The 23311-nt window shown below is 73.6% G+C and carries 22 protein-coding genes and 1 pseudogene; 5 read left to right on the forward strand and 18 right to left on the reverse strand.

Translation table 11 applies throughout. The features are described 5' to 3' along the window. Positions 1-2: 2 nt before the first annotated feature. A pseudogene (locus tag ACIBVL_RS20330) lies at positions 3-149 on the reverse strand (LysR family transcriptional regulator); the annotation flags it as partial. Between the two features lie 183 nt (positions 150-332). Next, positions 333-725: a DUF5997 family protein gene (locus ACIBVL_RS20335; RefSeq protein ID WP_399098595.1), complete on the reverse strand. Its 393-nt coding sequence runs from the start codon at positions 723-725 to the stop codon at positions 333-335. Between the two features lie 58 nt (positions 726-783). Here ACIBVL_RS20335 and ACIBVL_RS20340 point away from each other — a divergent pair, with 58 nt between their 5' ends. Beyond that, on the forward strand, positions 784-1560 hold the full coding sequence (locus ACIBVL_RS20340; RefSeq protein ID WP_399098596.1) for a LysR family substrate-binding domain-containing protein: 777 nt from the start codon (positions 784-786) through the stop codon (positions 1558-1560). Here ACIBVL_RS20340 and ACIBVL_RS20345 read toward each other — a convergent pair. Further along, on the reverse strand, positions 1557-4343 hold the full coding sequence (locus ACIBVL_RS20345) for a beta-L-arabinofuranosidase domain-containing protein (RefSeq protein ID WP_399098597.1): 2787 nt from the start codon (positions 4341-4343) through the stop codon (positions 1557-1559). The two genes, ACIBVL_RS20340 and ACIBVL_RS20345, sit on opposite strands and share 4 nt — an antisense overlap. A gap of 131 nt (positions 4344-4474) precedes the next feature. Beyond that, positions 4475-4951: an Lrp/AsnC family transcriptional regulator gene (locus ACIBVL_RS20350; RefSeq protein ID WP_399098598.1), complete on the reverse strand. Its 477-nt coding sequence runs from the start codon at positions 4949-4951 to the stop codon at positions 4475-4477. Positions 4952-5220: 269 nt separating this feature from the next. On the opposite strand from ACIBVL_RS20350, the gene ACIBVL_RS20355 reads away from it, so the two are divergent. Continuing rightward, positions 5221-6738 carry a cytochrome bc complex cytochrome b subunit gene (locus tag ACIBVL_RS20355; protein ID WP_399098599.1) on the forward strand — a complete coding sequence of 506 codons (1518 nt, stop codon included), beginning with the start codon at positions 5221-5223 and terminating at the stop codon, positions 6736-6738. Here the strand turns inward: ACIBVL_RS20355 and ACIBVL_RS20360 are convergent. Both ACIBVL_RS20360 and ctaD read right to left on the reverse strand, forming a co-directional pair. Continuing rightward, complete coding sequence (locus ACIBVL_RS20360) at positions 6656-7060, reverse strand: cytochrome c oxidase subunit 4 (protein WP_399098600.1); 405 nt, start codon at positions 7058-7060, stop codon at positions 6656-6658. The genes ACIBVL_RS20355 and ACIBVL_RS20360 overlap by 83 nt on opposite strands. Continuing rightward, positions 7050-8729, reverse strand: coding sequence for a cytochrome c oxidase subunit I (gene ctaD, locus ACIBVL_RS20365; RefSeq protein ID WP_399098601.1), 1680 nt, complete (start codon positions 8727-8729; stop codon positions 7050-7052). Before ctaD ends, ACIBVL_RS20360 begins: the two co-directional genes overlap by 11 nt. A 240-nt stretch (positions 8730-8969) precedes the next feature. On the opposite strand from ctaD, the gene ACIBVL_RS20370 reads away from it, so the two are divergent. Further along, positions 8970-9335: a DUF6479 family protein gene (locus tag ACIBVL_RS20370; protein ID WP_399098602.1), complete on the forward strand. Its 366-nt coding sequence runs from the start codon at positions 8970-8972 to the stop codon at positions 9333-9335. Between the two features lie 33 nt (positions 9336-9368). Here ACIBVL_RS20370 and ACIBVL_RS20375 read toward each other — a convergent pair whose 3' ends face one another. Both ACIBVL_RS20375 and ACIBVL_RS20380 read right to left on the reverse strand, forming a co-directional pair. Continuing rightward, positions 9369-10490 carry a CapA family protein gene (locus ACIBVL_RS20375; protein WP_399098603.1) on the reverse strand — a complete coding sequence of 374 codons (1122 nt, stop codon included), beginning with the start codon at positions 10488-10490 and terminating at the stop codon, positions 9369-9371. A gap of 16 nt (positions 10491-10506) precedes the next feature. Continuing rightward, positions 10507-10962, reverse strand: coding sequence for an archease (locus ACIBVL_RS20380; RefSeq protein WP_399098604.1), 456 nt, complete (start codon positions 10960-10962; stop codon positions 10507-10509). Positions 10963-11136: 174 nt separating this feature from the next. Between ACIBVL_RS20380 and ACIBVL_RS20385 the strand changes: the two genes are divergently transcribed. Continuing rightward, positions 11137-11808 (forward strand): dienelactone hydrolase family protein, encoded by a 672-nt coding sequence (locus ACIBVL_RS20385; RefSeq protein WP_399098870.1) that lies wholly within the window; start codon positions 11137-11139, stop codon positions 11806-11808. Positions 11809-11829: 21 nt separating this feature from the next. Beyond that, on the forward strand, positions 11830-12501 hold the full coding sequence (locus ACIBVL_RS20390) for a phosphoribosyltransferase (RefSeq protein WP_399098605.1): 672 nt from the start codon (positions 11830-11832) through the stop codon (positions 12499-12501). A 43-nt stretch (positions 12502-12544) separates the two neighbouring features. On the opposite strand, the gene ACIBVL_RS20395 is transcribed toward ACIBVL_RS20390, so the two are convergent. The 10 genes from ACIBVL_RS20395 to ACIBVL_RS20440 are packed head-to-tail and all read right to left on the reverse strand — an operon-like array spanning position 12545 to position 23116. Continuing rightward, positions 12545-13540 carry a glycosyltransferase family 9 protein gene (locus ACIBVL_RS20395; RefSeq protein WP_399098606.1) on the reverse strand — a complete coding sequence of 332 codons (996 nt, stop codon included), beginning with the start codon at positions 13538-13540 and terminating at the stop codon, positions 12545-12547. Positions 13541-13551: 11 nt separating this feature from the next. Next, positions 13552-15039, reverse strand: coding sequence for a D-glycero-beta-D-manno-heptose 1-phosphate adenylyltransferase (rfaE2, locus tag ACIBVL_RS20400; protein ID WP_399098607.1), 1488 nt, complete (start codon positions 15037-15039; stop codon positions 13552-13554). Next, positions 15036-15665 carry an SIS domain-containing protein gene (locus tag ACIBVL_RS20405; protein ID WP_399098608.1) on the reverse strand — a complete coding sequence of 210 codons (630 nt, stop codon included), beginning with the start codon at positions 15663-15665 and terminating at the stop codon, positions 15036-15038. The genes rfaE2 and ACIBVL_RS20405 overlap by 4 nt, the downstream gene beginning before the upstream one ends. Next, complete coding sequence (locus ACIBVL_RS20410; protein WP_399098609.1) at positions 15662-16897, reverse strand: glycosyltransferase; 1236 nt, start codon at positions 16895-16897, stop codon at positions 15662-15664. The genes ACIBVL_RS20405 and ACIBVL_RS20410 overlap by 4 nt, the downstream gene beginning before the upstream one ends. Further along, on the reverse strand, positions 16894-17856 hold the full coding sequence (locus ACIBVL_RS20415; protein WP_399098610.1) for a glycosyltransferase: 963 nt from the start codon (positions 17854-17856) through the stop codon (positions 16894-16896). Before ACIBVL_RS20415 ends, ACIBVL_RS20410 begins: the two co-directional genes overlap by 4 nt. 28 nt (positions 17857-17884) lie before the next feature. Next, complete coding sequence (locus tag ACIBVL_RS20420) at positions 17885-18892, reverse strand: glycosyltransferase family 9 protein (protein ID WP_399098611.1); 1008 nt, start codon at positions 18890-18892, stop codon at positions 17885-17887. Then, a complete protein-coding gene (locus tag ACIBVL_RS20425; RefSeq protein WP_399098612.1) occupies positions 18889-19425 on the reverse strand; it encodes a D-glycero-alpha-D-manno-heptose-1,7-bisphosphate 7-phosphatase in 537 nt (178 codons plus the stop codon). The genes ACIBVL_RS20420 and ACIBVL_RS20425 overlap by 4 nt, the downstream gene beginning before the upstream one ends. Next, positions 19422-20459, reverse strand: coding sequence for a glycosyltransferase family 2 protein (locus tag ACIBVL_RS20430; RefSeq protein ID WP_399098613.1), 1038 nt, complete (start codon positions 20457-20459; stop codon positions 19422-19424). Before ACIBVL_RS20430 ends, ACIBVL_RS20425 begins: the two co-directional genes overlap by 4 nt. Continuing rightward, the gene (locus ACIBVL_RS20435) at positions 20456-22090 is read right to left on the reverse strand and encodes a carbamoyltransferase (protein WP_399098614.1); all 1635 of its coding nucleotides are present in this window, start codon (positions 22088-22090) and stop codon (positions 20456-20458) included. Before ACIBVL_RS20435 ends, ACIBVL_RS20430 begins: the two co-directional genes overlap by 4 nt. A gap of 27 nt (positions 22091-22117) precedes the next feature. Continuing rightward, complete coding sequence (locus ACIBVL_RS20440) at positions 22118-23116, reverse strand: NAD-dependent epimerase/dehydratase family protein (RefSeq protein WP_399098615.1); 999 nt, start codon at positions 23114-23116, stop codon at positions 22118-22120. Positions 23117-23311 lie beyond the last annotated feature (195 nt).

Genomic DNA, 23311 nt, shown 5'->3' on the forward strand with positions numbered 1-23311 from the left:
TCGGCGGTCGACTCGGCGGTCATACCGATGCTGCGTCCGGCGGCGATCACCGTCAGCCAGTCGTCGACGTCGTGCGTCTCCTTCGTGGCGGGCCGGGCCTCCGGCGGTCAAAGCTCGGGCGTGGCCGTCCCCGTACGCCGGTCGATCAGTTCACCCTGCGGCATGTGCCCCCGCCGCGTTCGGCCCGTTCATGAGCGTCACCCGGTGCTCGCGGCACTGGTCGGCCGGATCGCGCTGACCAGGACCTCGGCCCGGGCGGCCGGTCGGCGATCGCGGCGGTCGTCTGTGCCAACGCCCTCGGCATCCTGGCGCCGACCCGACGACCGGGGTGATCAGTCCTCGGCGGCCGCCCGCTCGGCGTCCCGCTTCCTGAGGCGGGCCGTCTCCTTGCGGACCTCGGCCTGCGTGGCGCGCTCCTTCTCCAGCCAGGCGGGCTTGGCGTCCTTGAGTGCCTGGATCTCCTCGGTGGTCAGCGCCTCCGTCACCCCGCCCCTGGCCAGGCCGGCGATCGACACGCCCAGCTTGGCCGCGACCACCGGACGGGGGTGCGGGCCGGTCTCGCGCAGCTTCCGCAGCCACTCGGGCGGGTTCGCCTGGAGCTCGTTCAGCTCGGCGCGCGAGACGACACCCTCCTGGAACTCGGCGGGCGTGGCGGGGAGGTACACACCCAGCTTCTTAGCCGCGGTGGCGGGCTTCATCGTCTGGGTGGTCTGCTGCGACTTCATGCGGTCCAGGGTATCGGCCGCCGACGAGACCTCCGACCACAGCCGGTAACCTGGCGGGATGACCGACTCGGCGGAGACCCCCTCGTTCCGGCTCGCGTACGTCCCCGGAGTGACGCCCGCCAAATGGGTGCGGATCTGGGAGGAGCGCCTGCCCGACACCCCTCTCACCCTCCTCCAGGTGACGCCCGCCGAGGCCTCCGACGTCCTGCGCACCGGCGCCGCGGACGCGGCCTTCGTCCGCCTCCCGGTCGACCGTACGGTGTTCAGCGCGATCCCCCTCTACACCGAGACGACCGTCGTCGTGGTCCCCAAGGACCATGTGATCACCGCGGCCGAGGAGATCACCCTGGACGACCTCGCCGACGAGGTGGTGCTGCACCCCCTCGACGACGTCCTCGGCTGGGAGCAGCCGCCCGGCGAGCCCGCCTTCGAGCGCCCCCCGACCACGGCGGACGCGATCGAACTGGTCGCCGCGAACATCGGCGTCCTGGTCGTCCCGCAGTCCCTGGCCCGCCTCCACCACCGCCGCGACCTCACCTACCGCACGGTCGTGGACGCCCCCGAGTCCGGTGTCGCCCTGTCCTGGCCCGAGGAGGCGACCACCGACCTGGTCGAGGACTTCATCGGCATCGTCCGCGGCCGCACGGTCAACAGCACCCGCGGCCGCGCCCCGCAGGCACCCGCGAAGGAGCGGCAGCCGCGTACCAAGACGCAGTCCGGCGGCGCGCCCCGCAAGAGCACCGGGGGCAGAGCCGGGGGCGCGAAGAGCGGCGGCGGTGCGAAAAGCGGCGGCCGGCGCGGAACCGGCGGCGGCAAGCCCCGCCGCCGCTCCTAGGGCACAAAAGTCGCCCCCCGTGCCGTACTCACCACCTTCTCCCCGTCGGCCCTCGCGAGCAGCCCGGCGGCCACCCATGCGTCCACCACGGTCCGTACGCGCGTGACCAGTGCTCCCTTGGACGCGAACGGTGCCCCCGCCCACACCTCGTCGAGCAGCGTCGTCCCGTCCGCCTTCGCCGGGTTGGCCACCCCCGAGTCGCTGTTCCCGAACACCACCCGGGGTTCGGCCCTGCGCACATACGCGTGCGTAGGATCCTCGGTCCCTTCGAAGAAGGGCGCGAACTCGGTGCCGTCGAGCGTGAAGTGCAGCGGCTTTCCGCTCACCGGCGCGAGGGAGGGCAGCAGATCGCCGGACAGGGCCGCGTTCCGGTACAGCCCGAACTCCAGGTACGTGGTGGAGGGGTGGCGGGCGACGAGATTGACCGGACCGTGGAACAGCGTCTGCAGGGAGGGGTCGTCGAGGGCCTTCTCCACCCGCAGCCGGAACGGCATCGCCACCCGGACGACGTCACCGTCCCGCCAGGTCCGCGCCACAGTGAAGTAACTCCCTGGCATGGGCGTCCCGTCGACCCGCCGCCCGTTGACCGTCACCCGGAACCCGGCGGTCGCCCAGGCAGGCACCCGCAACCGCAGCGCGAAAGCCGAGGTCCGCCCCTGAACCGTCAGGGTGGTGCCCTGCTCGCTGGGGAAGCCGGTGGTCTGCGTGACGGTGACGCCCTTCTCGGACCAGGTCAGCGCGGACGGACTGTAGAGGTTGACGTACAGCGAACCGCCGTCTGCGGCCTTGAAGTACACCGAGTCCTGGTACTTGGTGGCGCTCTCCATGCCGGTGCCCTCGCAGCAGGTCGTGCCCTGCTTGGGCGTGTAGTCGCGCACATGGCCGGGGGTGAGCCCGATGAAGTAGGTGACCAGCGGCTTCTCCGCGTCGGCGGTGTCCTGCTTGGAGCCGAGGACCTGGTTGTACAGGGCCCGCTCGTAGTAGTCCATGTAGGCCGGGTCCTGCTCGTGGAAGAACAGCGTCCGGCTCAGCTTCAGCATGTTGTACGCGCAGCACGTCTCGGCGGTCGTCTCGCTGATCGTCCCCGCGATGACGTCCCGCGCCCTCCAGAACTCGGCCGTGCTGGTGCCGCCGATGCCGTACATGCGGTGCGGCACGACCATGTCCCAGAAGTTCCGGGCGGCCGTGAGGTAGCGCTCCTCGCCCGTCGCGTCGTACAGCCGCAGATAACCGGTGAAGATCGGGATGTGCTGGTTGGCGTGCAGCCCGTCCAGGATGTCGGTGTTCGCGGCGCAGGCGTCGATGAGCTTGTCCAGGTCGAACAGGCGGGCCAGCGCGAGGTGTTCGGGCTTGCCGCCGATGGCGTGGAGATCGCAGATCGCCTCGACGATCCCGCCGAACTCGCCGCTGGAGAAGATCCCCCACATCCGCTGCAGGGTGGCGGCGGGCAGTTTCGACAGCCGGGAGTACATCCAGTCGCCCATGCCGGACGCCAGGTCCAGGGCCCGGTCGTCGTCGGTGGCGAGGTAGGCGTCCAGCAGGCCGCGGAGGATCTTGTGCGCGGTGTAGTACGGCGCCCACACCTTCGTGTAGTCGCCGCCGGTCATCGACTCCAGCTGGATGAACTGCGTCTCCGGGTAGGCCGCGAGGAATCCGGGGTGGCTGGGCCCGCCCCAGGTGCGGCGCAGGGTCGCGGTCAGACCGCGACCGGAGGCGTCGGCGAAGACGGACCCGGAGGTCTCGTCGAAGGCGTAGGAGACGAGGTCGCCGGTCCCCCGCGCGCTCTGCAGGCCGGCGATCTCGTCGGCGCCCAGGGCGCGCGACCACACGTCGAACCCGCCGAAGGCGCCCGCGAAGACGGGGTCGGAGGCGTAGTGGGACCGGCCGAGCCAGTGGTGGGCGAGGGTGCCGAGGGCGGCCGGGGTGAGGGACATGCCGGTGTTCCGGGCGACATCCGTGCCGTTGACGTAGAGCGTGCCCGTGCCGTCCGCGATGGTCACCGCCAGATGACTCCACCGGTCCAGGGGCAGCGCCGCGGTGCCGTTGAGCCCCTGTTCGCCGCCCGCGCCGGTGGTCGTGATCGCGAACCGGGGCACCCCGCTCGCGTTGCGTGCCGCCAGATACAGGTACCGGGTAGTGTCGTCGCCGAAGTCGAAGACGCGCGCCCAGTTCCCGTCGTGGGTGGGTTTCACCCAGGCGGCGAGGGTGACCGCGCCGGCGCCGCCGAGGGCGGCTGAGGGCAGGTCGACGTACCGGTAGGAGCCCCGGACGTGCTCCACGGCCGTACCGAACCGCCCCGGGACGCTCAGCACGGCCGGATCGTGCCGCAGCGCCTCGCGCACCTCGGTCAGCGCGCCGACCATGGTGCGGATCCTGTCCGTGAAGGCCTGGTCGCCGGTGCTCGCGTGCGCCTGGGAGAGCATCGTCAGGAAGTGGCCGGTGTAGTGGCCGCGCAGATTGCCGTTCGCCTCGCCGTCGAGGCCCTCCCAGCCGCCGGGGGCGACCGCGCCGAGGGTGGAGAGGCCGGCGTTGGCGCGGAAGACCTGCAGCAGCCGGTTCACGTCGTAGCCGCGGGCGTGGTCGAGCATCAGCTGCCGTTTCGCGGCGAAGATTCCGGGGCCGAGGGCGACGTCCTTCAGGGGGAAAGGCCGGAGCGTCCAGGAAGCCGGCGGCGGCAGCGTGGCCGCCGAGGCCGCGGGCGCCGCCGCGGCACCGGCTCCGGGGACGGCGGCGGCGAGGATCGCGCTCTGGAGAAGGGTCCGTCTGGTGAGGGGCGGTGCCATGTGCTGCTCCTCCGGTCCACGTGGGGGAATGTTCGGTATCCCGAACGATGTGCGGATGGTCGACCAGACGTTAGGTGGGGGACGGAGCGGCGTCAACGGTCCTGACAGGACGGAAAGTTGCGGACGAGGCGCTACTTCGCGGCCGCGCGGCCGATCGACTCCACCAGCGGCAGCAGCCGGTGCGGCACCCGCTCCCGCAGCGCGACCTCGGTGCGGGTGCGGACCACGCCCGGGAGGCTGATCAGCTTCTGGATCACGTCCTCCAGATGGGCGTTGTCACGCGCCACGACCCGGGTGAGCAGATCCCCGCCGCCGGTGATGGAGAAGGCCTCGACGATCTCCGGTACGGCGGCCAGCGCGTCGCCCACGTCGTCGAGATGGCCCTGGGTGACCTCGATGTGCACGAACGCGAGCACCGGGTGGCCCAGCGCGGCGGGGGAGAGGGCGGGGCCGGTTCCGGTGATCACGCCGTCCCGCTCCAGCCGGTCCAGCCGGGCCTGGAGGGTGCCGCGCGCGACGCCGAGGACCCGGGCGTACTCCCGCACGCTGGTCCGCGGCTGTTCGAGCAGCAGCCGCAGGATGCGGGTGTCGAGCTCGTCGACGGCCATGGTGCCCGGTCTCCTCGCGTGCGGCGGATCGTCGCCGACTGTACCAATGGCCCCGCTCCGCGCGTTCCGTGTGGACCGGTCGTCGCCGGCCTCCGCGCTCGGCCGATCGGGTGGCGCGGCCGTGTCGGGCGAGTGTTTCGCGCGGCAGGGGTACTCGCCTGCCGGGCCGACGGCTAGTGCTGTGACCGGAAGGGTCCACCGGCTCGCGCGGACCTTTCCGGTCACAGCACTGGGCATGGCCTGAACGCAGGTCCGGAGGGAGGCGGTCCGTGGACGGTGAGCGCGGCGGTGCGGTCCGGAGGGCCGTGGACGCGACCGATGCGCGGCTGCCGGTGTACGACGGGGGCGGCGGGCTGCTGCGCAAGGCGTTCCCCCACCACTGGTCGTTCTTCCTCGGCGAACTGGCGCTCTACAGCCTGATCGTCCTGCTGCTGACGGGCGTCTGGCTGACCTTCTTCTTCCAGCCCGAGATGCGCGAGGTCGTCTACCACGGCTCGTACGTGCCCCTGCAGGGCATCCGCATGTCCGCGGCCTTCGACTCCACCCTCCACATCAGCTTCGACGTGCGCGGCGGACTGCTCATCCGGCAACTGCACCACTGGGCGGCCCTCGTCTTCGTCGCCGCGATCGGCGTGCACCTGCTGCGGATCTTCTTCACCGGCGCCTTCCGCAGGCCCCGGGAGATGAACTGGGTCATCGGCGTCACCCTGCTGGTGCTCGCCCTGGCCGAGGGGTTCGCCGGCTACTCGCTCCCCGACGACCTGCTCTCCGGCACGGGTCTGCGCATCGCCCAGGGCATCATGCTGTCCGTCCCGGTGGTGGGCACCTACGTGAGCATGTTCGCGTTCGGCGGCGAATTCCCGGCGCAGGACATCGTGCCCCGGCTCTACAGCCTGCACATCCTGCTGCTGCCCGGAGCGCTGATCGCCCTGGTCACCGTCCACCTGATCCTGGTCTTCCATCTGAAGCACACCCAGTGGCGCGGCCCGGGCAGGACGAACGCCAACGCCGTGGGCAAGCCGATGGTCCCGCAGTTCTCGGTGGCCTCCGCCGGCCTGTCCTTCATGGTCTTCGGCGTGCTGACCCTGCTCGCCGGACTCGCGCAGATCAACCCGGTCTGGGTCTACGGCCCCTACCGCCCGGACGTCGTGTCCACCGGCTCCCAGCCCGACTTCTACGTCGGTTTCCTGGAAGGCGCGCTACGGCTCGTGCCGCCCTGGGAGACGAACCTCGCCGGGCACACCCTCATGTGGAACGTCCTGCTGCCGGCCGTCGTCCTTCCGGGTCTGTTCTTCCTCGTCCTGTACGTGTATCCGTTCGTCGAGCAGCGGATCACGGGGGAGTGGGAACAGGAGCACCATCTCTGCGACCGCCCGCGCGAACGCCCCGTGCGCACCGGGCTCGGTGTCGCCGGCATCGTCTTCTACGGCGTCCTGCTGCTGGGCGGCGGCAACGACATCATCGCCCAGACGTTCCGCATCTCCGTGAACGCCCTCACCTGGATCCTGCGCGTCGCCCTCGTCCTGGGCCCGGTCCTGGGCTTCATGGTCACCCGGCGCCTGTGCCACGCCCTGCTGGACGCGGAGCGCGAACGCCTCACCGAGGGGGAGGAGAGCGGCGAGGTGCGTCAGTCCGTCGCCGGGGGCTACGAGAGCGACCACGTGCCGGTGGAGAAGTTCCGGCCCGGCGCCCCCAGGACACCGGTCAGCCCTCCCGGCCGGAGTCCCGGTCGGCGTACTGGAACACCATTCCGGACACCCCGGCTCCCAGTACGCCGACGCCGATGAGGAACAGCCACAGCCCGTACACCACCCCGGTCGCGGCGATTGCGAACCCGGCGGCGGTCACGATCGGCCAGCGGCTCTGCGGCGGGAAGAACTCCAGCGGCCCGGCGCCGTCGGCCACCTCGGCCTCGGGGCGGTCCTGCGGCCGCCGGCCCCTGCGCCGGTAGTTCATCGCGCAGAAGAACGAGATCACCGCGGCCATCAGACAGGCGACGATCAGCGCCGCCGTACCGGCCGGATCGGCGTGCGCCCAGACGCCGTAGAGCACCGCCGTGCCCCCGAAGAAGACGGCGACACCGCCGAACAGCAAGGCCTCAGTCCGCATGCGGCAAGTGCTCCTGTCTGCGCTGCTCGATGGCCGGATGGTGCAGATCGAAGGCCGGGGCCTCCGAGCGCACCCGGGGCAGCGCCACGAAGTTGTGCCGGGGCGGCGGACACGACGTCGCCCACTCCAGCCCCCGCCCGTAGCCCCACGGGTCGTCCTCGGTGACGCGCCGGCCGTACCGGGCCGTGTGCCACACGTTGTAGAGGAACGGGAGGGTGGAGATGCCGAGCAGGAACGCGCCCACCGACGACAGGGTGTTCAGCAGCGTGAAGCCGTCCGAGGGCAGATAGTCGGCGTACCGGCGGGGCATGCCCTCCTCGCCGAGCCAGTGCTGCACCAGGAACGTCAGCTGGAACGCCGGGAACAGCAGCCAGAAGTGCAGCTTGCCCAGCCGCTCGTCCAGCATCCGCCCGGTGAACTTGGGCCACCAGAAGTAGAAGCCGGCGAACATCGCGAACACCACGGTGCCGAACAGCACGTAGTGCAGATGCGCCACGATGAAGTACGAGTCGGTGAGGTGGAAGTCCAGCGGAGGCGACGCGATGAGCACCCCGCTCAGCCCGCCCAGCAGGAACGACATCAGGAACCCCATCGCCCACAGCATCGGCGTCTCGAAGGACAGGGACCCCTTGTGCATCGTGCCGATCCACGCGAAGAACTTGATGCCGGTCGGCACGGCGATCAGGAACGACATCAGCGCGAAGAACGGCAGCAGCACCGCGCCCGTCGCGAACATGTGGTGCGCCCACACCACGGCCGACAGCATCGTGATCGTGATCGTCGCGCCGATCAGCGGCACATACCCGAACAGCGGCTTGCGCGCGAACACCGGAATGATCTCCGTGATGATCCCGAAGAACGGCAGCGCCACGATGTACACCTCGGGATGCCCGAAGAACCAGAACAGGTGCTGCCAGAGGATCGCGCCACCGTTCGACGCGTCGAAGACGTGCGAGCCGAACTTCCGGTCCGACTCCAGCGCCAGCAGCGCCGCCGTCAGCACCGGGAACGCGGGCAGCACCAGGATCGACGTGAACAGCACGTTCCAGGTGAAGATCGGCATCCGGAACATCGTCATCCCCGGCGCCCGCAGACACATGATGGTGGCGATGAAGTTGACCGCGCCCAGCGTGGTCGACACCCCGGTCACCACCAGCCCCATCGTCCACAGGTCACCGCCCGCGCCGGGGGAGTAGTAGGAGCTGTTCAGCGGCGCGTACGCGAACCAGCCGAACGCCGCCGCCCCGCCCGGCACCACGAACCCCGACACGACCATGAGACCGCCGAACAGGTACATCCAGTACGACAGCGCGTTCAGCCGGGGGAACGCCACGTCCGGCGCGCCGATCTGCAGCGGCATCACGGCGTTCGCGAACCCGGCGAACATCGGCGTGGCGAACAGCAGCATCATCACCGTGCCATGGACGGTGAAGAGCTGGTTGTAGCCCTCCTCGCTGACGAACTGCAGCCCCGGACGGGTGAGCTCGGCACGCATCGCGAGCGCCAGCAGACCGCCGAAGAGGAAGAAGCAGAACGCCGTGACCATGTACAGGCGGCCGATCACCTTGTGATCGGTCGTGGTCGCCCAGCGCAGCAGCGTACGCCCGAACGAGTGCGGGGAGACGGCGCGGCCGGCTTCGTCGTCGACCCGGTCCGACAGTCCGGTCATCGTCCTCCTCCATGGTCCCCGGGAGCCGTGCCGCCGGGCGGGGGCGCCTCGCGAGTGCCCGGGCCGCGCCGCGGAAAACCGGCGGCGAGCGGATGGGGGACGCGGAGTGAACCCGCATGACAGCGCCGACGCTACTGCCGCGCCCCGCCCGATCCGGCCGCGCCACGCCTCCTGTCCGCCGTCAGGGTGCCGGGTGGTCCGCGGGGGGATGCACCCGGCGTGCGCGGGTACCCGCCAGCCATGCAGATGACCTACGAAGCGGCGGCGGCGAGTTCCGTGTTCGGCGTGGTGGCCGTGCTCGTCGGTGGTGTGGTGATCACCGGTGCGCTGATCTGGGCCGTACGCCTCGGCACCAAGGTCCGACGCCGAGAACAGCAGCCCGGCCGGCCCCCCAGCAGGCAGCCCACCCCTCCGGCGTCCGGCTCCCCCCACGACGAGCGCGAGATCCGGGAACCCGACGAGGTGCCCCGGGCCGCCGACGGCGAGCGCCTCACCCCCCACCAGCTCAATCCCTCGGGCACCAAACGCAGCGAGGACCAGACCCGTCCGCGCTGGGAACCCGGCTCCAGCGGCTCGTTCGGCGGGGGCGGGCCGGGCGGGAGGTGAGCGGCCGCGCCTCTGCGCGGCGCCGCCGTCGGCTCACCGACCGGTCGCCCCCGGGTGCGCCAGGGCGAGCGTGCCGTCCGGGGCCTGGGTGATACGGACGCCCCCGCTGATCCGGTTCAGGGTCGTGGTGAGCCAGGCGCGGTCCGCGGCCGGGGCGGGCTCGAGCCGCATACGCCGTGCCCGCAGGGGCACCATCCGCAGCCCCGCCAGTCGGCCCGTGTCCGCCGCGACCCGCACGAGGTAGGCGATGCGCAGGTCGTCGCGGTACTCCGGGTAGCCGGAGATGCCCTCGTAGTCGTCGATGAAGTCGCCGCAGCCGTGCAGAACGAGGCGGTCGCGGTAGACCTCGACGGGGCGCGGATGGTGGGAGGAGTGGCCGTGGACGAGGTCCACCCCGCCGTCCACCAGGGCACGGGCGAAGCGGACCTGATCGCGGGACACCCGGTAGCCCCAGTTGGAGCCCCAGTGCACCGACACGACGGCGAGGTCGCCCGCGCGTTTCGCCCGGCGTACACGCCGGACCACCGCGGCGGCGGTGCCCGCCGACAGTTCGGGCAGGTAGGCGACGCCGGGCAGGGTCGGGGTCGCCGCCCAGTCGGGCGGTATGCCGCTGGAGCTCGCTCCCAGCGCGAACACCAGCACCCGGCCACCGCCCGGCACCGGCACCTCGGCGGGCGCGTAGGCCTCGTCGGGCCCCCGTCCCGCACCCGCCGTCCGCAGGCCCGCCGCGCCCAGCGAGTCGAGGGTCTCCGCCAGGCCCGGGCGGTCGAAGTCCAGCACATGGTTGTTGGCCAGGACGCACACGTCGGGCCGGGCCACCGTGAGAGCGGGCAGGTTGGCCGGGTGCATCCGGTAGTGCACCGCCTTGCCGGGCGCGAACGCCTCGCACCGCGTGACGGAGGTCTCCAGGTTCACCACCCGGACATCCGGACCGGCCTCGTCGAGCACCCGCAGTGCCTCGCCCCACGGCCAGGACACCGGCACGGGCACGGGGACCGGCCCGTGCACCGCCTCCGCCAGCCGGACGTAGTCCCGGGCGTCCGCGACATACTCCTCCCGCAGCCGAGGACTGCCCGGATGCGCCAGGATCTGATCGACGCCGCGCCCCAGCATCACATCGCCACACAGGAACAGCGTCACCACACCGCCGCCCACGCCCCCACCGTACGCCTCACCTGCCGACGGTCACCGCGCACGACCAGCCGTACGGATCCGGCCCCATGCGCAGCTCGTGCCAGGCCACGGACGTCGGCACCGAGCCGACGATCTTCACGTCCGCCAGCGCGGCGACCGCCAGCCGCACGTCGAGCCCGCTGTCCGTGGCCTCCGCCTCCAGGTCCACGGGCACCTGCCCGCGTACCTCCAGCCGGTGCGCGACCTCGTCCAGCAACGCGCTCAGCAGATCGTCGTCGGCGGCCTCCGCGAGCTGGATCCGCTCCACGGCGGTGGGCCGCACCGCCGTGACGTCGGCGAAGCACTCCACCATCCCCAGGGCCGCCTCCACCAGACAGCGCTCGCGGCTCGTGCCCCACGCGTCGACACGGATGTCGGTGGGGTGCGGCACCGTCCGGTGGCCGCTCTCGCCCTGCCTCCGTGCCTGCCGCTCGTCGTCCAGGTCGCCCACCATGCCCGCCACCACCCGTCCCGGGCCGCCACGGCGGCCAGGGTGTCCGAATCGGTCGTGTCACCGCCACGGGTACCCGGGTTGACCGGCCGCAGTCTGGATACCCGGACAGCGTGCCGGCGCCGGGTGGGGCACGAGTGGCGCCCCGGCACCGGCCCGAGAAAGAAGATGACCGCCATGCTCTCCCAGCTGGTCCGCGTGCCCGTCGACGACGCGGCGCTCGCGGGTGACCTCGTCGCACCGACGCCGGCCCGGGCCATGGTGCTGTTCGCCCACGGCAGCGGAAGCTCCCGGCACAGCCCCCGCAACCGCATGGTCGCCGCCGAACTGCGCACCGCCGGTCTGGGCACCCTGCTGATCGACCTGCTCACCGAGGACGAGGACCGCGAGGACGCCGCGACGGGCGTCCACCGCTTCGACATCCCGCTGCTGGGCCGCCGTGTGGTCGCCGTCATGGACTGGCTGGCCGCACAACACGAGACCGGGGTGCTCCCCGTCGTCCTGTTCGGCGCCAGCACCGGCGCGGCAGCGGCCCTGGTGGCCGCCGCAGAGCGGCCGGACCGGGTGCTGACCGTGATCTCCCGCGGCGGGCGGCCCGACCTGGCGGACGCCGCCCTCGACCGTGTCCGGGCACCGGTGCTGCTGCTCGTGGGCGGCCGGGACACCGAAGTGCTGCGCCTGAACCGGGAGGCGGCCCGCCGGCTGAGCGCCCCGTCCGCCCTCCATGTGGTGCCGGGCGCCACCCACCTCTTCGAGGAGCCCGGCGCGCTGGAGCAGGTCGCCGAGGCGGCGACGCAGTGGTGCGACGACCGTCTGAGGTCCGTACCGCTCGAGGCGTGGGGGGACTGATCGGAAGGAGTGGCGGTCGCCATGCAGTTCCGTGACCGCGGGCAGGCCGGACGTGAGCTGGCCGGAGTGCTGCGGACCCGGCAGGAGAAGGGCGAACTGCCCGACCCCGTCGTCCTCGCCCTGCCCCGGGGCGGCGTGGCCGTGGCCGAGGAGGTCGCCCGGGCGCTCGGCGCCCCGCTCGACGTGCTCGTCGTACGGAAGATCGGCGCCCCGTTCCAGCGGGAGCTCGGCGTCGGCGCGCTCGTCGGCGACGACGAACCCCTCTTCGACGACGACGCCCTCGACCGACTCGGCCTCACCCCTCGCGACCTCGCCCCGGTGGTAGTGCGGGAGCGCGCCGAACTCCAGCGCCGTGAGCGGCTCTACCGCCAAGGCCTGCCCGCCCTCGACCTGCGAGGACGCACCGCGATCGTCGTCGACGACGGCCTGGCGACCGGAGGTACGGCCCGTGCCGCGCTTCGCTCCCTGCGGCGCGCCGCGCCCCACCGCACGGTCCTCGCCGTGCCGGTCGGCTCCCCCGAGGCGGTGGACCTGCTCCGGCCCGAGGCTGACGAGGTGATCTGTCTCCAACAGCCGTCCGTCTTCATGGCCGTCGGTCTCTGGTACGAGGACTTCGAGCAGCTCACCGACGCCGACGTGCTGCACGCCCTGCACACGGCCGCCGAACGCCGAGGCCGTGGCGCGCGGACGTGACCACGGACGCGCGCAGTGCGCGGAGAACACCGGGGAGTGCCCCTCACCCGTTCCGGACGCGCAGCGGGGACAGCAGGGTCAGGGACGCGGCCGTGACCTCCCCGGCGCCGATCCGCAGCAACTGGGGGTCTGGGAGGACGCCGTGCGGGTCGCCGGGCGGTCCGGGCTTCCACAGGGCGAGGTGCCGAGGATCGCGGGGCGGGCCCCACAGGCGGGGCGACACCGGGCCGAAGAGCGTCACGGACGGCGTCGCGTGGGCCACGGCGAGATGCGCGAGGCCGGTGTCGCCGCTGACGACGAGCGAGGCACGGGCCACCAGGGCCGACAGCTCGCCGAACGGCAGCCCGCCGCGCAGCACGTCCCGCACCGGCACCCCCCCGCGCGCCGCGACGTCCAGGACGAGCGCGTCCTCCTTCGGGCCGCCGGTGACGACGACGCGGTGGCCGGCCGCCCGCAGCCGCCGGGCGAGGAGGGCGAAGCGTCCGGCAGGCCAGCGGCGGGACGCCGACTCCGCACCGGGATGTACGACCACCGCGCCGGGCGCCGGTGACGCCGCTGCGGGCATGGGCAGCCGTACGTCGTCGGGGTCCGCGGCGATGCCGTACGCCCCGAGGAAGCGACACCAGCGTGCGCGCTCGTGCTCGTGCGGACACCAGACCGGCGGGCGGGGGAGCGACGGGTCCGGGTGGGCGTGGGCCAGCAGCCGGCGGGGTGCGAGGGCGGCGAGCGCGTCGCGGCTCTCCGGTCCGTTGCCGTGCAGGTCGATGGCCACGTCCGGGGGCGGGCCCCGCCAGCCGTCCAGCGCCGGTACGCCCCGGGCCGGGGCCTCGGCCGGCAGCACGGCGTCGACGGCCCCGGTGGCAAGCGCGGCCTCTTCGAGCGCGGCGGGTAGGGCCAGGACGACGTGATGGCCCGGGAAGGCCCGGCGCACCCCGCGCAGCGCCGGCACCCCCGCGAGGAGATCGCCCAGCCCCAGCGCCCGCAGCACCAGCAGCCGGGGCGCATCGGGCCGGCCCGCGGGGGCCGTGGGACGCGGCACCGACCGCCCGATCACGGTCGTCTCCGACCCGCGGTGTGGACAGGACGCGGGCTCGAGGCGGCACGGCGTGCGATGCCGGTGGTGGAGCGGCCGTCCAGATAGGGGAACAGGACGACCTGCCCTCCCCAGCTCTCCACCAGTGACGCCTCCGGCAGCCGGGACAGGGCGTAGTCGCCGCCCTTGGCCCAGATGTGCGGACGCAGCTCGCCGAGCAGCCGCTCGGGCGTGTCCTCCTCGAACACGGCGACCGCGTCCACGCACTCCAGCGCCCGCAGCACCCGCACCCGGTCCGCCAGCGGCACGAGGGGCCGGCCGGCGCCCTTGCGGCGGCGCACCGACGCGTCCGAGTTGACGCACACCACCAGGCAGTCGCCGGCCCGGCGGGCAGCCTGCAGCAGGGCCACATGGCCGGCGTGCAGCAGGTCGAAGCAGCCGCCGGCGGCCACGACGGTCCCGCCGGCGGCCCGCACCCGGGCGGCCGTGCGCAGGGCGTCGTCCGTCGGCTCACCGCAGTCCGGCCGGTCCGCGGACGGCGCGGCATCCACCGCGAGCGAGCGGACACCACCCTCGGCCACGTACCGCGTGGCGGCGTGCACGGCGGCCCGGACGGCGGTCTCGGTGAGCTCGCCGTCCGCCAGCAGCCCGGCCGCGGTGGCCGCGAGCCGGTCACCCGCGCCGCAGGCGTCACCCTCGGCGGTGACCGGTGACGGCACCAGCAGCGGGGTCTCCCCGTGCGACAACAGCGCGCCCCGCCCGCCCAGCGTGACGGCCACCGAGGCCACCCGCCAGCCCCGCACGAGCCTCCCGGCGTCCCGAGCGGCACCCTGCAGCCCACCGCCGGGACTCCCGGGCTCCCCGGCCGCCGCCCCCGGCCTGCCGGCGTCCCGCGGGGTGTCGCCGTCCCGGTCGCCGCCGCCCTCCAGCCGGGCGGCGAAGCCGCGTGCCTCCGTCGCCGAGGGGGTGGCGAGGCGGACGCCGGGTACCGGGGGGTTGCCTCGCGGGTGCGGGTCCCAGACCACCGGGACCCGTGCCGCCGCTGCCGTCAGCGCCTCGCGCAGGACGTCGGCGGTGCCGCGGCCGTAGTCGGCGACCAGGACGGCACGCGCCTCGGCCACCGCCCGGCACGCCTCCTCCGTCGCCTCCTCCGCACTGCCCTCGCCGTCGTCCAGGCGCAGCAGCGGCCTGCCCTGGGCGAGGATCCGGGTCTTGCTGGACAGCGTGCCGGTCAGCGGCAGCCGGATGAGACGCACCCGTCCCGCCAGCAGCCGGACCAGAGCCTCGCTGGCCTCGTCGTCGCCCAACGCGGTGACGAGGGTGACGGGACGGCCGTCGGCCGCGGCCAGCCAGGCGGCGAGGGCGGCTCCGCCGGGCCGGGACGTGCGCCGGGCCGCGCTGACCACCGGCACGGGCGCGTCGGGCGCCAGGCGCTCGGCGCGGCCGCACAGGTCGTGGTCGAGCAACGCGTCCCCCACGACCAGCAGCGGGGCCGGGGTCCTCATATGCCGTCCCCCTCCGTCACGGGGTCCGTCCACCGCCGGTCCACGGACGGCCGCAGTCTCCCCACGGCCGCGTCGAAGGACTCGCAGAGCATGTGCACGGCCACCAGATGCAGCTCCTGGACGGTGGCGGCCGTCGCAGCGTCCACGCACAGCGCCTCGTCCCCGGCCCTCTGCAGCGGATTGGGTGCCGGACCGGTCAGCACCCGGACGGTCATGCCCAGGCGCCGGGCCTCCTCCGCGGCGACGAGCAGATTCTCGCTGGCGCCGCTGGTCGACAGCAGCATCAGCACGTCCCCGGCCCGTCCGTGCGCCGCGACCTGCCGGGCGAAGATCTCCTGCACGCCGTAGTCGTTGGCGATGGCGGTGGTCGAGGAGGTGTCGGCGTGCAGAGACAGCGCGGAGAACGGCGGGCGGTCGTCGCGGTAGCGGCCCACCAGCTCGGCGGTCAGGTGCTGGGCCTGGGCCGCGCTGCCGCCGTTGCCGGCGACGAGCAGCCGGGCGCCCGAGCCGAGCCGGTCGGCGAGGTCGGCGCCCCAGCGCCTCAGCACGGGGGAGGCGTACCGGCGGAATCCGTCGAGGGCCTTCATCAGGTCGTCGCAGTGGGTGACCTCGGTGGCGAGTTTCATCGGGCGACTCCCGAGAGCGAGGGGACGGCGGACACGGCACCGTAGACCCGGGTCACCGCGTCGGCCACGCGGTCCCAGGTGTACTGCGCGAGGACGCGGCGTCGGCCGGCGGCGCCGTACCGGCCGAGCCGGACCGGGTCGTCGAGCAGGTCCCGGATGGTCCCGCCGAGGTCGTAGTCGTCGTCGGAGGGCACCAGGACGCCGGTGACGCCGTCCACGACGGTGTCGAGCTGCCCGCCGACGGCGGTGGCCAGAACGGGCGCGCAGCACGCCATGGCCTCGACGGGGACGATGCCGAACGGCTCGTAGCGGGGCACGGACAGCACCAGGTCCGCGCCGGACATCAGCCGGGGCATCCGCGCCCGGCTCACCCCGCCCAGCAGCGTCACCCGGTCCGCCACCCCGCAATCCTCGGCGATCGCCCACAGCCGCTCCGCCTCCGGTTCCGCGCCGAGCAGGGCCGGTTCGGGCCCGCCCGCGACCAGGAGTTCGGCGTCGGGCACCCGCGCGAGGGCGCGGATCGCCCGGTCGAAGCCCTTGCGGGGCACGAGGCGGCCGACGGTGAGCAGCCGCCGGGGTGCCGAAGCGGCCCGCCGGGCTCCCGCGACCGGCGCGAACCGCTCGGGATCCACCCCGCACGGCACGACATGGACCTTCCGGCGGGACAGGCCCATCGCCTCGAGTTCTGCCAGCTCGTCCTCGCAGGTGGCGATGATGCCCGCGCACTCCCGTCCCACGGCCGTCTCGATCGCGATCCGCTCGGGCGGGCTGGTGTCGGCGGCGCCCTGGTAACGCTTCTTCACCGTGCCGAGCGCGTGGTACGTCTGCACCACGGGCACACCCGGGGCGCGCGCCCCGGCCACCGCTGCCATGCCCGACATCCAGAAGTGCGCGTGCACCACGTCGGGCGGCTCCGCCTCCCACCGTCGTCCCAGCCAGGCCCCGAACTCGCGCATGTACGGCAGGAGTTCGTCCTTCGGTATCGGTGCCGGCGGTCCGGCGGGCACATGGACGACCTGCACACCGTCGTCCGTCACGACGCGTTCCGGCAGCCCCGGATCGTCGCGCCGGGTGTAGACGACGACTTCGTGGCCCCGGCGCGCCAACTGCCCGGCGAGCTGGGCCACGTACACGTTCTGGCCGCCCGCGTCCGGGCCGCCGAGCTCGGCCAGGGGGCTGGCGTGCTCGGAGACCATGGCGACGCGGCCGGCCGGTCGATGGCTGCGGCTCATGGGGTGACCTCCTTGATCAGGCGTTCCCAGTCGTCCAGGAAACGGCGTTCCGAGTAGCGGGCCTGTGCCGCGGCCCTGGCGGCCTCCCCGGTCAGCCGGGCGTGGACGGGATCCACGAGGAACCGGCGGACGGCGTCCTCGAGGACGTCGAAGCGGTTGGAGACCACACCCGCCTCCTCGGGCACGGCCTCCCGCACCTCGGTCGTGTCCAGCGCGACCACCGGCATCCCGAGGAACATGGCCTCCAGCAGGGACAGCCCGAGCGACGTCCACCGGACCGGGTGCAGATACAGCCGGCAACGGGCCATCGCCGGGTGCAGCTCGCCCTGGGGCAGGTCATGGCTGCGGCAGCGACCGGGGGACAGCCCCAGATGGTCGGCGAGTCCTCCGGTGCGCATGCCGAAGACCTCCAGCGGGACCGTGCGCGCGAACGCCGGCAACAGATCCGTCCCGGTCGTACGGCCGCGTCGTACGGGGTCGTTGACGACGACGGCCGCACGCGGCTCCTCGCCGGTCCACAGGGGGCCGGGGTCGATGATCCCGTGCTCGATCACCTCGGTCGGCGCCCGGCCGTTGTCCCACATCAGACGATTGAAGTGGGTGACGTGCACGAGCGGGATGTCGGTCCGGTCGGCGAGCGGGTGCCGGGTGTCGACCGCCGACTCATGCGGGCTGTTGTGCTCGACGTACACCGCGGGCACGTCGACGCCCGGCCGGCGGCCCGTCCACCGCCGGGCCAGCGCGAGCTCGTGCGGCCGTTGCAGCACCATGAGATCGACGGGTGCCTCGCGCAGCTCCTCCGGGCTCACCTCCCGTACCGTCGGCGGCCATTGCCAGGTTCTGGCCCGCCCCAGCCCGTTCGGTCCGCGATCGGGTGTCACCGGGACGAGGAAGTCGTACGGCCCCTGCACCAACGAGGTCAGCCACGAACCGTGCACATGCCAGACCAGGATGTTCATGCGCTCACCTCGTTCCCGTGCTCCTGGTTCATGAGCTCTCCTTGAGCAGCTTCTGGACGGCCGCCACCACGTCGGTCCCCGTGACCTCCTCAAGGCAGGGATGACCCGGCACGGGACACCGCAGGGCCCTGCTGTCCGCGCACGGCGCGTGCTGGTCGCCGAGCACCACGCTCGGCACCCCGTAAGGCGCCCAGCGCTCCGCCGGGACGACGGGCGCGAACAGCGACACGACCGGGGTCCCGACGGCCGCGGCCAGATGCGCCGGGCCGGTGTTGCCGCTGACCACGACCCCGGCCGCGCGCAGCACGCCCGCCAGGGTGCAGGGGTCGGTCCTGCCGCCCAGGTCCACCGCGGTGTCCCCGCTCACCCGCCGGGTCAGCTCCGTCTCGCCGGGGCCGCCGGTGACGACGACCCGGTGGCCGGCGTCGGCGAGCAGTGCCACGGCCTCCGCGCAGCGTCCGGGACTCCAGGCGCGGGCGGGCGCGCTCGCGCCGGGGTGGAGGACGACGTACGGACCGTTGCCCGTGAGCGAGGCGGTGTCGGGCGACGGCACGACCCGCAGCCGGCCGTCGTCCCCGGGCGGCGGGAGGAAACCCATCGCGGCCGCAGTGTCGAGCGCGGCCTCCACCTCGTGCCGGCCGGGCAGCCGCCGGTGCCGCACGTCGAGCAGCCGGCCCGGGTGGTCGACGCTGTCGGCGCCGATCCTCGGCACGCCGGCCAGCCGCAGCAGCAGCGCGGTCGGCAGCGGGCTCTGATGGAAGGAGGTGAGCACGAGCGCGGTGTCGAACGCGGCCCGCCGCAGCCGCCGTACCAGGCCGTCGACGTCCGCCTCCGGCACGGAGGGCGGATCGAAGCCCTCCCAGGGCGCCGCCCACACGAGCACCTCGTCGACACCGGGCAGCATCCGTGCGGCCGGTTCGCCGAGCGGGCCGCAGAGCAGCGTCACACGGGAGCTGTGCGCGGCGACCGCGCGGACGGCGGGCCCGGCCAGCAGGACGTCACCGAAGCTGTCGAGCCGTACGACCAGTGACCTCACGACCGCTCACCCCCGCTGTCGCCCAGGATGAGACGCACCGCCGTCAGCAGGTCGGGGGCGGTGCGGGGCGCCGCCTCGACCTCCTCGGGGAGCGTCGCCGCCGTCGGCACCAGCACGCCCCGCGCGCCCGCCGCACGGGCGGCCAGCACATCGGCGCCGATGTCACCGATCACCACACAGTCGCGCGGCGCCACGCCCAGCCGCCGGGCCGCCTCGAGCACCAGCCCGGGCCGGGGCTTGCGGCAGGCACAGCGGGCGGCGGGGGCGTGCGGGCAGTACACCCAGGCGCCGAGGCCGCCGAGCAGGGCGTCCGCGCGCTCGTTGACCCGCCGGACCTGAGCGTGCGTGAGCAGCCCGCGCCCGACTCCCGACTGGTTGCTGACGACCCCGGTGGCGATGCCCGCCGCACGCAGCAGGTCCAGGGCGTGCCGGGCGCCCGGCACGGGCCGTACCCGGCCGGGGTCGCCGTTGTAGGGGACGTCCTCGACGAGCGTGCCGTCGCGGTCGAAGAGGACGGCGGCGACCCGGTTCACGGCGCGCTCCCCGGTGGCGCGCCGGGTGCGGGGGCCTCGGGCAGACTCTCCAGCCGTGTGGCCCGGCGGTGGCGTACCAGGCCGTGGAGCCAGTGGCGGACCGCCAGCGGCGGGATGACCACGCTGGTGGTCACCATGGTGGCGGTCTCCCGCCGGGTGCGCGGACCCGGCCCGATGCGGGCCAGGGCGAACTCGGCGGTGCCCAGCGCCCATACGGCACCGGCGACCCCGGCGGCCGCGCGCCGGCCGGTCAGGGCGCAGGTGAGCGCGGTGAGCGCGGCGGCGGTGACGAGGGTGTGCCGGCGGAGCCGGCCGCGGGGCGCCTCGGCGCGCGTCCACCAGTCGCGGCCGTGCAGCCGGGTCATCAGGACGTCGTCGGCGTTGCCGCGCTGGGCGCGCACCGACACCCAGCGGTCGGCGGGGCGGACCGGATGACGGGTCGTCCGCCGGCCCCTGCGCAGCCGCCAGCCCGCGTCCCGCACCCGCAGCGCCAGATCCGCGTCCTCCCGGAAGGCCCGGCGGAACCGCTCGTCGAAGCCCCCGACCTGCGCCAGCGCCACCGTCCGGTAGGCCATGTCGGCGGTCGCCCAGGCGGCCTGCTCCAATCCCGCCGTGCCCCGCTCCCAGTCGGTCGGCCTGCGGTCCTCGGGCAGGGGTACGGTCAGCCGCCCCTGGATGCCGCCCGTGGCCGCACCCGCCGCCGCCAGGTCGTCCGAGAGCCGCCGCGACCAGTCCGGCAGCACCTGGACGTCGTCGTCCAGGAAGACGGTCCACCGCGTGGTGACCGAACGCCAGCCCGCGTTGCGGGCGGCCGCCGGACCCCGGCCGCCGGTCCGCAGGGTGCGTACCCGGTCGAGCAACGCACCTGCCGCGTGCAGCGGCAACTCCCCGACGGGCTCCGGCCGGTCGTCGACCACGACGACCTCATGCGGCGGGGGCCCGTCGCCCGCCTGGGCGAGGGCACGCAGACAGTCGGCGAGGCAGGGCCGGCCGATCGTCGGGATCACCACGGAGTAGGTGAGGGGGTCCGTCATGCGAACACCCGCCTCCGGCGCACCGCGAAGGGTCCCAGCGCCAGCAGGTCCACCGGCGCGGACCCGAAGCACTCCAGGGCGTCCCGCGGGTCGTCGACCATGGGCCGTCCGGCGGTGTTCAGACTGGTGTTGACCACCACGGGCAGACCGGTCCGGCGCTCGAACCCGTCGATCATCCGGGCCACCAGCGGCTCGTCCGCCCGGTCCACGGTCTGGATCCGGGCCGTGCCGTCCACGTGCACGACGGCCGGGATCCGCTCCCGCCATCCGGCGGCGACCTCGTGCACGAACAGCATGTAGGGGCTGGGCAGCGGCCCGTCGAAGAGCTCCGCGGCCCGCTCCGCCAGCACCATCGGGGCGACCGGACGGAACTCCTCCCGCCCCTTCACGGCGTTGAGGCGTTCCAGGTTCTCGCCGCGCCCCGGATGGGCCAGCAGCGAACGGTGGCCGAGCGCCCGCGGGCCGTACTCACTGCGCCCCTGGAACCAGGCCACGATGCCGTCCCCGGCCAGTTCCTCGGCCACCGTCTCCGCGATGTCCTCGGGCTCTTCGTACGGTACGGCCGCCCGCTCCAGCCAGTCGCGCAGCTCGGCGTCGCTCCAGCCGCGTCCCAGGGCGGCGGTCGGCATGGCCTCCACCGTCTCCTTGGCCTGGGCCACGTGCAGGGCGGCACCGAGCGCGGTGCCCGCGTCCCCGGCGGCCGGCTGCACCCAGATGCGGCGGAACGGCCCTTCCCGGTGCAGCCGGGTGTTGGCCACGCAGTTGAGCGCCACCCCGCCCGCGAGCGTCAGCACCTCCTCGCCCGTACGGTCGTGCAGCCACCGCGCCAGGTCCAGCAGGACCTCCTCCAGACACGCCTGGGCGCTCGCGGCGGCGTCGGCGTGCTGCTGCGTCCAGGCGGCGCCGGGCGCCCGCGCCGGGGTCAGCGACGACCACGGGACGGGCCGGGCCCGGAAGCCGCCCCGGCCGTCCGGACGGACGTACTCGCGCAACTCGTCGAGGAAGCGCGGCCTGCCGTACGAAGCCAGCGCCATCACCTTGAACTCGTCGCTGCTGCGCAGGAATCCGAGGTGCTGGGTGAGCTCCTCGTAGAACAGGCCCAGGGAGTCGGGCAGTGACTGCGTGCCGAGGACGGTGAGTTCGCGGTTCGCGTAGCGGCCGGCGAGGTGGGAGCCGCACTCGCCCCGGCCGTCCAGTACCAGGACGGCGCAGTCCGGATACGGGGACGCCTGCCCGGCCGAAGCGGCGTGCGCCACGTGATGCGGGACGAAGCGGACCTTGGCCGGATCGAGGCCGGGCAGGGCCTCGGCGAGGAACTCCGGGGCCCGGCGCGCGTATTCCTGGCGGAGCTGGTCCCAGGGGTCGTCCAGACCCAACCGGTCGGCCGGGCGGGCGAGTTCGGGATCGTACGCATAGGCCACCGCGTCCAGTTCGGACGGGGCGAGCCCGGCCCGGTCCAGGCACCAGCGGGCGGAGAGTTCCGGCAGTTCCCACGCGGAGAAGGGGACGGGCCGCTTGCCGTGCTTACGCCGGCTGAAGCGCTCCTCCTCCGCCGCCGCCACGATCCTGCCGTCCATGACCAGAGCGGCGGCCGGGTCGTGGAAGAGGGCGTTGATTCCCAGAACACGCATGCGGTGCCTCCGTGGCGGCGAGATGGCTCATCGGACCTGCGGAGCCGGTTCTTCGGCCGGCCGGGTCGCGGCGAAGTAGGCGATGGTCTGCTTGATCCCTTCCTCCCAGGGCACCTTCGGCTCCCAGCCCAGGAGTTCGCGGGCCAGAGCGGTGTCCGGGCGGCGCCGCTGGGGATCGTCGGCAGGACGGTCGACGAAGTCGATCCGCGAGGACGAGCCCGTCAGCTCCACGATCCGGCGGGCGATGTCGCCGACCGTGACCTCGTCGGTACCGCCGATGTTCACCGGGCGCACGGAATGGCTCCCGGCCACCAGCAGCACGCCGTCGACCGTGTCGTCCACGTAGCACAGGGACCGGGTCTGCCGGCCGTCCCCGGCCACGGTCAGCGGTTCACCGGCCAGGGCCTGACAGACGAAGGTCGGCACGGCACGCCCGTCGTGGGCCCGCATGCGCGGACCGTAGCTATTGAACAGCCGTACGATGCCCGCGTCCGTGTCCCGGGCCCGCACATGGGCGGTGACCAGGGCCTCCGCGAACCGTTTCGACTCGTCGTACACACTGCGGGGGCCCACCGGATTGACGTTGCCCCAGTAGTCCTCGCGCTGCGGATGGACGAGGGGATCGCCGTACACCTCGGACGTCGAGGCCAGCAGGAACCGTGCCCGGTCCCGCTCCGCCACGGCCAGCATGGCGCGCGTCCCCAGACTGCCGGCGTCCAGTGTCTCCAGGGGAAGCCGGAGGTAGTCGGCGGGGGAGGCGCAGCAGGCGAAGTGCAGGACCAGGTCGTAGGGCCCGGTCAGGGTCCGAACGCACTCCGGTGCCGACACGTCGCACTGGACGAACCGGAAGCCGGGGCGGTCCTCGAGATGGGCGACGTTCTCGTGCGATCCGGACAGCAGGTTGTCCACACAGTCGACTTCGACACCCGAATCCAGCAGGCGCTCGCACAGATGGCTGCCGAGGAAGCCGGCACCGCCGGTCACCGCGGCCCGGCGCCACGACACGCAGGGGTTCGCATCAGTCATGGGAATCCTTCGGCCGCGTGCGGACAGGCCCGGGAACGGGCGTGAGGCCCGGAGCGGCGGGGAGACTGCTGTGCAGAAGGTGAAAGATCGGATGAAGCAGGACGCTCGGTCCGCGCCACGCGGCAGGACCGTCCTGACCGCCGCCGTTTTCCCGACGGCACCGGCACGGAGGCCGTGCCAGTTGGGTTCACACGT

It is taken from the genome of Streptomyces sp. NPDC049687 (genome assembly GCF_044465285.1).
Lineage (GTDB): Bacteria > Actinomycetota > Actinomycetes > Streptomycetales > Streptomycetaceae > Streptomyces.